The organism is Aeromicrobium sp. (assembly GCF_036676885.1).
Taxonomy (GTDB): domain Bacteria; phylum Actinomycetota; class Actinomycetes; order Propionibacteriales; family Nocardioidaceae; genus Aeromicrobium.
Genome location: NZ_JAKFCB010000099.1, coordinates 1 through 7,188, shown reverse-complemented (window position 1 = coordinate 7,188; position 7,188 = coordinate 1). Strand labels below are relative to the sequence as shown.

The following is a 7,188-nucleotide window of genomic DNA, read 5'->3' as shown; positions in this document are numbered from 1 at the left end:
GAGAACGCCGACAACAAGCTCTACGGCAACCTCGGCCACATCGCGTCGGTCAAGGAGAAGAACCCCGGCATGCAGATCGCCGTCGGCGGCTGCCTGGCGCAGAAGGACCGCGACACGATCACGAAGCGGGCCCCGTACGTCGACGTCGTGTTCGGCACGCACAACATCGGCTCGCTGCCGGTCCTGCTCGAGCGCGCCCGCATCGCCGAGGAGTCGCAGGTCGAGATCCTCGAGTCGCTCGAGGTCTTCCCGTCGACGCTGCCGACCAAGCGTGACTCGGTGTTCGCCGCCTGGGTGTCGATCAGCGTCGGCTGCAACAACACGTGCACGTTCTGCATCGTCCCGAGCCTGCGCGGCAAGGAGAAGGACCGCCGTCCTGGCGAGATCCTCGCCGAGATCGAGGCACTCGTCGCCGACGGCGTCGTCGAGGTCACGCTGCTGGGGCAGAACGTCAACTCGTACGGTGTGGAGTTCGGCGACCGGCAGGCGTTCGGCAAGCTGCTGCGCGCCTGCGGCGAGGTCGAGGGACTCGAGCGCGTACGTTTCACCAGCCCGCACCCCAAGGACTTCACCGACGACGTCATCGCGGCGATGGCCGAGACCCCCAACGTCATGCCGCAGCTGCACATGCCGCTGCAGTCGGGCTCGGATCGGGTGCTCAAGGCGATGCGCCGGTCGTACCGCCAGGAGAAGTTCCTCGGGATCATCGATCGCGTACGCGCGGCGATGCCCGACGCGGCGATCACGACCGACATCATCGTGGGGTTCCCCGGTGAGACCGAGGACGACTTCCTCGAGACGATGGAGGTCGTGCGCAAGGCCCGGTTCACGAGTGCGTTCACGTTCCAGTACTCCCAGCGCCCCGGCACCCCCGCCGCGGACCTGCCCGACCAGCTGCCCAAGGCCGTCGTGCAGGAGCGCTACGACCGGCTCATCGAGGTCGTCAACGAGGTCGCGTGGGACGAGGCCAGGAAGCAGGAGGGCCAGGTCGTCGAGCTGCTCGTCGCCGACCACGAGGGCAAGAAGGACGGCGCGACCCACCGGCTCACCGGCCGGGCCCGCGACAACCGCCTGGTCCACTTCGTGCCCGCTGACCACGCCGTACGCCCGGGCGACATGGTCGAGGTGCGCATCACCTACGCCGCCCCGCACCACCTGGTCAGCGACGATGCACCGATCTCGTTCCGGCGTACGCCTGCCGGTGACGCCTGGGAGTCGCGGCAGGGGAGGACCGAGGTGCGATCGGTCGGGCTCGGCATGCCGTCATTGGGTGTCCCCGCGCCGCTGCCGCCCGCCGAGGCATGCGCGATCTGACGGTCAGCACACCTGGGACTCACCACGGGTCGTCAGTCGACCCCGGGTCGAGCGCCAAGATGGCGGGCGGGAGCTCGCACTCGATGTCGGACACCCAGCTCATGTCGAACATCAGTGAGTCGCTGTTGAGGCCGTCGGGAGGCGCGAACTCGGCCTTCGGATCGGCGGCGAGGTCATCGGCGTACGAGTCGAGCGCGTCGAGCAGGGTGATCCAGTCGTCCCTCCACTGCAGGGCCCCGCTGTCTGCGTCGTCGACCTCGTTGATCGCGTCCGGGATCGCCCGGCCTGCCGTGACGAATCGATGCAGCGCTTCGGCGCCCTCGGCGGGCGCGGCGAAGATTTCGATCTCCCTCCCGGCACGCGCCATGTCCCTGCAGGGCTCGAGCACGGCGCTGTTCACCGAGTCCTGCTCGACGTAGTAGTAGCCGTCTTCCCAGCCCTCGAAGGTGCCGACGTCGCTGAAGACGAAGACGAGGAAGGCGACGACGCCGACGGCTGCCAGGCCGACGTAGACCCAGAGCCACACCATGAGGTTGCGGTACCACGGTGGCTTCGGGGGCGTGGGCGGCGGATAGCCGGGCCAGTAAGTCATGGCCGAGTGTCGCACGGGGAGACAGCCGTTCTCCGGAGTTCCACCGAATCGACACCAGGCCTGTCGGTCCTGCGGCCTAGAATCTGCCGCAGGCGAAAGAGGGGACAGCAGTGGCCGAGGAGACCTTCCGCGAGGCGTTCAACGGCGCGGACCTCGACACGAGTCGTTGGCTGCCTCACTACCTGCCGCAGTGGAGCTCGCGGGCCGAGTCCGCTGCCACGTACGAGCTGGTCGACTCCGACCTCAGGCTCAGCATCCCGCTCGATCAAGGTCTCTGGTGCGCGGACACCCACGCCAAGCCGCTGCGGGTCTCGGGAGTCCAGTCGGGGGTCTTCTCCGGGCCGGCCGGGAGCACCGTCGGCCAGCAACCGTTCGCTGAAAGTCAGGTCGTACGCGAGGAGCAGCCGGCGTGGTGGGGTTGGACGCCGGAGTACGGCCGCATCGAGGTCCTTGCGCGGATGGAGCTGTCCCAGACCTCGATGGCCTCGGTGTGGATGGTGGGGCTCGAGGACAGCCCGGAGCGATGCGGCGAGATCTGCCTGTTCGAGGTATTCGGCAACACGATCTCCCCGGACGGCTCCACCGCCGACGTGGGGAGCGGCCTGCATCCGTTTCGGGACCCGTCGCTCGTCGAGGAGTTCTCGGCGGACACGCAGCACATCGACGTACGCGAACCCCACTCGTACGCCGTGGAATGGCGGCCGGACGGCGTCGACTTCCTGCTCGACGACCGCGTGGTGCGGTCGACGCAGCAAGCTCCGCGCTACCCCATGCAGATGATGATCGCGGTGTTCGACTTCCCGACGGGGGAGGCGCCGACCCACGTGCCGGTCCTGGCGGTGGACGACGTGCGCGGCGACCCGGTGTCACACGCTCCCGGCAGGATCGAGTGATGACCGACATCAAGCACGAGCTCCACCGCAAGCTCCGCGAGGAGCGTGCAGTCGTCCTCGCCAAGGTCGACGGCGTGGGTGAGTACGACCTGCGACGCCCGATGACGCCGACCGGCACCAACCTGCTCGGCCTGGTCAAGCACCTCGGGAGCGTCGAATACCGCTATCTCGGTGACTCGTTCGGCCGGCCCGCCCCCGAGACCCTGAGCTGGGTCGAGGACGGGTCCGACTCGGAGGGTGCCGACATGTGGGCCAAGGCCGACGAGTCGAGCGACTACCTGATCGGCCTCTACCGCCGGGCGGCCGCGCACAGCGACCAGACGATCGAGCTGCTCGAGCTCGACTCGCCCGGCAGCGTGCCGCACTGGCCCGAGGAGCGCCGTGACACGACGCTCGGCGTGCTGCTCATCCGGATGCTCGACGAGACCGCGCACCACGCCGGGCACATCGACATCGTCCGGGAGATGATCGACGGCCGCGCCGGCGCGGACCAGGACGAGACGATGGACGCGGACTACTGGCAGACGTACGTGGGCCGCATCCAGGAGGCCGCCGACACGTTCCGGGCCTGAGTCACGCCTCGGTTGGCTCGCCGCGATGTCGTCCCGCGCGTACGCTCAGCGCATGGCGGCGACGGCGTCGACGAGCGTGATGGTCGGTCGCGCAGCGGAGCGCGGCGTGCTTGATGATCTGCTGCGGGCAGTCGCTCAGGGCGCGGGCGCTGCAGTGTTTGTCGAGGGTGAGGCCGGGATCGGCAAGACGAGGGTGGTGCAGGAGTGCGCCGACACCTCGCGGGGCCTGGGCGTCACAGTCCTGGTCGGATCCGCGCGCCCGTTCGAGACGACCCGCCCGTTCGGCGCGGTGAGTGACGCCCTTGAGCTTCGCGGTGGTTCGGCCGACCCGGCGCGGGCCGCGGTCGCCCGGCTGCTGAGAGGAGACGGTGGCACGAGGGCGTCGGACCCGGACATGCGGCACCGGGTCGTCGACGAGATCGTCGACCTTGTCGAGGAACTGACCGGTGCCGGGCCCGTCCTGTTGATTCTCGAGGACCTCCACTGGGCGGATGACTCGACGGTGCTGGTGTGCCGCGCATTGCTCGACCGGGTGGCCGACCTGCCGCTCCTGCTGGTGGGAACCTTGCGTCCGTCGCCTCGATCAGCCGGTCTTGACTCGCTGCTGGAAACCGTCACCGCGCGCGGCAGGGACATTCTTCGGCTCGGTCCGCTGTCGGATCACGACATCGCGGCCCTAGTGCATGCCGAGGCCGGTGCCGCGGATGGATCCGACGCCGAGGTCCTGGTGCGGCGGGCCGGCGGTAACCCTCTGTGGGTCGTCGAGATCCTCCGTGCACTCGCGTCGGAAGAGCTGCTCGGTGCCCGATCGGACAACCCGGCAGCCCCATCAGGGGCGCTGCCGGACTCCTTTCGCCAGCTCGTGTTGCGCCGGCTGCGCTACTTGCCCGACGCGACGCTGAGGGTGTTGCCCATGGCTGCCGTCCTCGGCGATTCCTTCACCCTTGTGGACCTGGCGACGGTCACCGGACGCCGCGCGGGCGAACTCTTGGACGAGCTGGCTCCGGCGTTGCTCGCGGAGCTCCTGAGTGAGCGTGGCCCGCGCCTGGCCTTTCGTCACCAGCTGGTCCACGACGCGATCTACCAGGACATCCCCCTGGCCGGCAGAGTGGCCCTGCACCAGGACGCGGCGCGGGTCCTCGCTGGGGCGGGAGCGCCGCTCGCCCAGATTGCCGCTCACGTGATGCGTGGGTCATCAGCAGGCGACCTGCAGGCCGTTGCCTGGCTACGGGCTGCAGCGTTGGAGGCGCTACCGCAGGCACCGTCCGTCGCCATCGACATCCTCGATTACGCCCAAGGTCTGCTGCCGGTGCAGAGCAGCGAGCATGATCTCTGTACAGCCGAGCTCGTCGAGGCCCTGCTGAGAGCCGGACGGGTGGCAGAGTGCGCTTCCCGTGCCGAGGCGGCCCTCGTCACGACCACTCATCCTGAGGCCCGGGCGGCGCTTCGGCTCTCTCTTCTCTCGGCTCTGTCGCTTCAGAACCGTGCGGAGGACCTCATCGCGCAGGCGCAGGCTGCGCTGGATGCGAGGCCTGCGCTGTCCGATGCACAGCAAGCCCTCGTGCTGGCGCAGTCGAGCTACGGCCGCACCTTCGGAGGGGACCTCCTCGGTGGCGAGGCTGACGCCCGCGCGGCACTCGAGCTCGCCGAGCGTGCAGAAGACACCAGCACGACCGTATGGAGCCTGACGACGCTGTCGTTCGCGGTGAAGACGCAGGGCCGGTACGCGGAGGCTGTCGAGCTGACGGAACGCGCCGCCCGGGCCGCGGTCGACGGTCCTGACAAGCAGGGTCGGCTCCGGCACCCGCACTTCTTCCTGGGCATGGCGCTGTGCGACGCGGACCGGATGGCAGAGGCGCGCGACACCTACCGAAAGGGCGTACGGGAGTGCGCAGATCTCGGGTCCTCCTGGATCCTGCCGGACATCCAGCAGCTGACCGGCGAGCTGCACTTCCTGACGGGGGAGTGGGATGACGCGCTCGCCGAGATCGAGGCCGGGCTGGGGGCAGCTCGCAACCAGGGCAACCAGGTGCCCATCGCGCAGTCGCTGGCCTACCTTGCGGTCATCGCCACCGCGCGGGGAGACCTCAAGAAGGCACGGGCGACGCTCGCCCCGCTGCAGGGTCAGCTCGACGCTGACTCTCCGCCGTACGGCATGGAAGCCGTGGCGTACGCCGTGGCGGTCCTCGCCGAAGCGGAGGGCGATCCTGCAGCGGCGTTCGACGTACTGCGCCGATTCTGGGCCGTCGACGGTGAGCGGCAGTGCCGCCGCTTCGATCGCCTGCTCGCACCGCCTCTGGTGCGGATCGCCCTCGCCCATGACGAGCGCGCCGTCGCCTCGCACGTGGTGGGGGATCTCGCAGAGACAGTGCGCCTCGCGGCAGAGGTCCCGGGGCTTCGCGCGGTCCTCCTGCGGTGTCGCGGGATGCTCGACGGCGATCCCGAAGCGGCTCTGGCTGCGGTGGACCTGGCGGGAACGGGGTCCAGGGTCCTCGAGGACGCTGGCGCCTGCGAGGACGCAGCAGCGACCCTCGTGGCGTGCGGAAGGCCCGCAGAGGCGCAGCCGCTCCTGGTCCGGTCACTGGAGCGATACGAGGCACTGGCGGCCACCACCTGGGTGGCCCGCGCCCGGTCCAACTTGCGCAGCCTCGGTGTTCGGCAGGGCGTTCGTGGCCCTCGACAGCGTCCGTCCCATGGCTGGGCCAGCCTGACCACAACCGAGCGGACCGTTGCGAGCCTGGTCGCTGACGGGCTGACCAACCGCGAGGTGGCCGCACGACTCTTCATCTCACCGCACACCGTGAACACGCATCTGCGGCATGTCTTCCAGAAGCTCGAGGTGTCCTCACGGGTGGGTCTCTCGGCGAAGGTGCTGCGTCAGGGTGAGTATCCCGGCTGACCGGGACCGCCAAGGATCACGCGTTCGAGTGATGTCTCCCGGGGCGCGGGCGTCGATGCTCGAGTCATCCAATAGCGACGAGAGGGTGATGAGAGATGTCGGCACTGGGATTTGTGCTTCCGCTGCTGCCAGGGAAGACCGACGACGACCGCGAGGCGATGACCTCATGCTGGACGGGTCACCGGAAGGGCGCCTTCGAGGCATCGCGGAAGCGACACGGGATCACGCGTGAGGCGGTCTGGATCCAGACAACGCCGGCTGGCGATGCCGCGGTGATCTATGTCGAGGCCGAGAACCTCGAGGCGATGCTCAAGGGCCTGGCAGAATCGCAGGAGCCGTTCGACCGATGGTTCCGTGAGTACGTGCGTGACGTGCACGGCGTGGCTCTCGAGGATGGCTTCCCCCCACCCGAGCAGGTGCTGGACTTCCGGGCGTGATCTTGGTGGGCAGACCGCGGGCGGTGGCACAATCGGTCCATGGCCATCCGCATCGCTCAGGACCCACACGCCGACGAGGTCCTGACCAACGACCCGTTCGCCCTGCTCGCCGGGATGCTCCTTGACCAGCAGTTCCCGATGGAGCGGGCATTCGCCGGGCCGGCGAAGGTCCTGGACCGGTTCGGCACGCTCGACCCTTCGGCGATCGCCGACGCCGACCCGGAGGCATTCGCCGACCTGTGCGCCACCCCTCCGGCGATCCACCGCTACGGCCGGTCGATGGCCGGCCGACTCCAGGCGCTGGCCAAGGTCGTGGTGGACGAGTATGACGGCGACGCATCGCGCATCTGGACCGAGGCCCGTACGGGCGAGGCACTGATGACGCGGCTGCGTGCCCTGCCGGGGTTCGGCGAGCAGAAGGCCAAGATCTTCACGGCCCTGCTGGCCAAGCAGCTCGGCGTCAAGCCTGCCGGCTGGACCA

7 protein-coding genes are annotated in these 7,188 nt (G+C 69.2%); 6 read left to right on the top strand and 1 reads right to left on the bottom strand.

Going from position 1 to position 7,188, the window contains the following annotated elements; genetic code table 11:
• Window positions 1-1,314 (top strand): tRNA (N6-isopentenyl adenosine(37)-C2)-methylthiotransferase MiaB (gene miaB, locus V6M46_RS05145; protein WP_332662706.1); only part of this gene is annotated, 1,314 nt, incomplete at its 5' end.
• Window positions 1,315-1,333: 19 nt separating this feature from the next.
• On the opposite strand, the gene V6M46_RS05140 is transcribed toward miaB, so the two are convergent.
• Complete coding sequence (locus V6M46_RS05140) at window positions 1,334-1,906, bottom strand: hypothetical protein (RefSeq protein ID WP_332662705.1); 573 nt, start codon at window positions 1,904-1,906, stop codon at window positions 1,334-1,336.
• Between the two features lie 110 nt (window positions 1,907-2,016).
• Between V6M46_RS05140 and V6M46_RS05135 the strand changes: the two genes are divergently transcribed.
• From V6M46_RS05135 to V6M46_RS05115, 5 genes are all read left to right on the top strand, one after another.
• A complete protein-coding gene (locus tag V6M46_RS05135; protein WP_332662704.1) occupies window positions 2,017-2,799 on the top strand; it encodes a glycoside hydrolase family 16 protein in 783 nt (260 codons plus the stop codon).
• Entirely contained in the window at window positions 2,799-3,371 is a 573-nt protein-coding gene (locus V6M46_RS05130; protein WP_332662703.1) for a DinB family protein, read from the top strand. Before V6M46_RS05135 ends, V6M46_RS05130 begins: the two co-directional genes overlap by 1 nt.
• A gap of 52 nt (window positions 3,372-3,423) precedes the next feature.
• The gene (locus V6M46_RS05125) at window positions 3,424-6,270 is read left to right on the top strand and encodes an ATP-binding protein (protein ID WP_332662702.1); all 2,847 of its coding nucleotides are present in this window, start codon (window positions 3,424-3,426) and stop codon (window positions 6,268-6,270) included.
• A gap of 95 nt (window positions 6,271-6,365) precedes the next feature.
• Window positions 6,366-6,707 (top strand): hypothetical protein, encoded by a 342-nt coding sequence (locus V6M46_RS05120; protein WP_332662701.1) that lies wholly within the window; start codon window positions 6,366-6,368, stop codon window positions 6,705-6,707.
• Window positions 6,708-6,746: 39 nt separating this feature from the next.
• On the top strand, window positions 6,747-7,188 hold a 442-nt coding region (locus V6M46_RS05115; protein WP_332662700.1), incomplete at its 3' end, for an HhH-GPD-type base excision DNA repair protein.

Coding starts and splice junctions, on each gene's coding strand:
- V6M46_RS05120 (WP_332662701.1), top strand. CDS start 6,366: ATGTCGGCACTGGGATTTGTGCTTCCGCTGCTGCCAGGGAAGACCGAC.
- V6M46_RS05125 (WP_332662702.1), top strand. CDS start 3,424: ATGGCGGCGACGGCGTCGACGAGCGTGATGGTCGGTCGCGCAGCGGAG.
- V6M46_RS05140 (WP_332662705.1), bottom strand. CDS start 1,906: ATGACTTACTGGCCCGGCTATCCGCCGCCCACGCCCCCGAAGCCACCG.
- V6M46_RS05130 (WP_332662703.1), top strand. CDS start 2,799: ATGACCGACATCAAGCACGAGCTCCACCGCAAGCTCCGCGAGGAGCGT.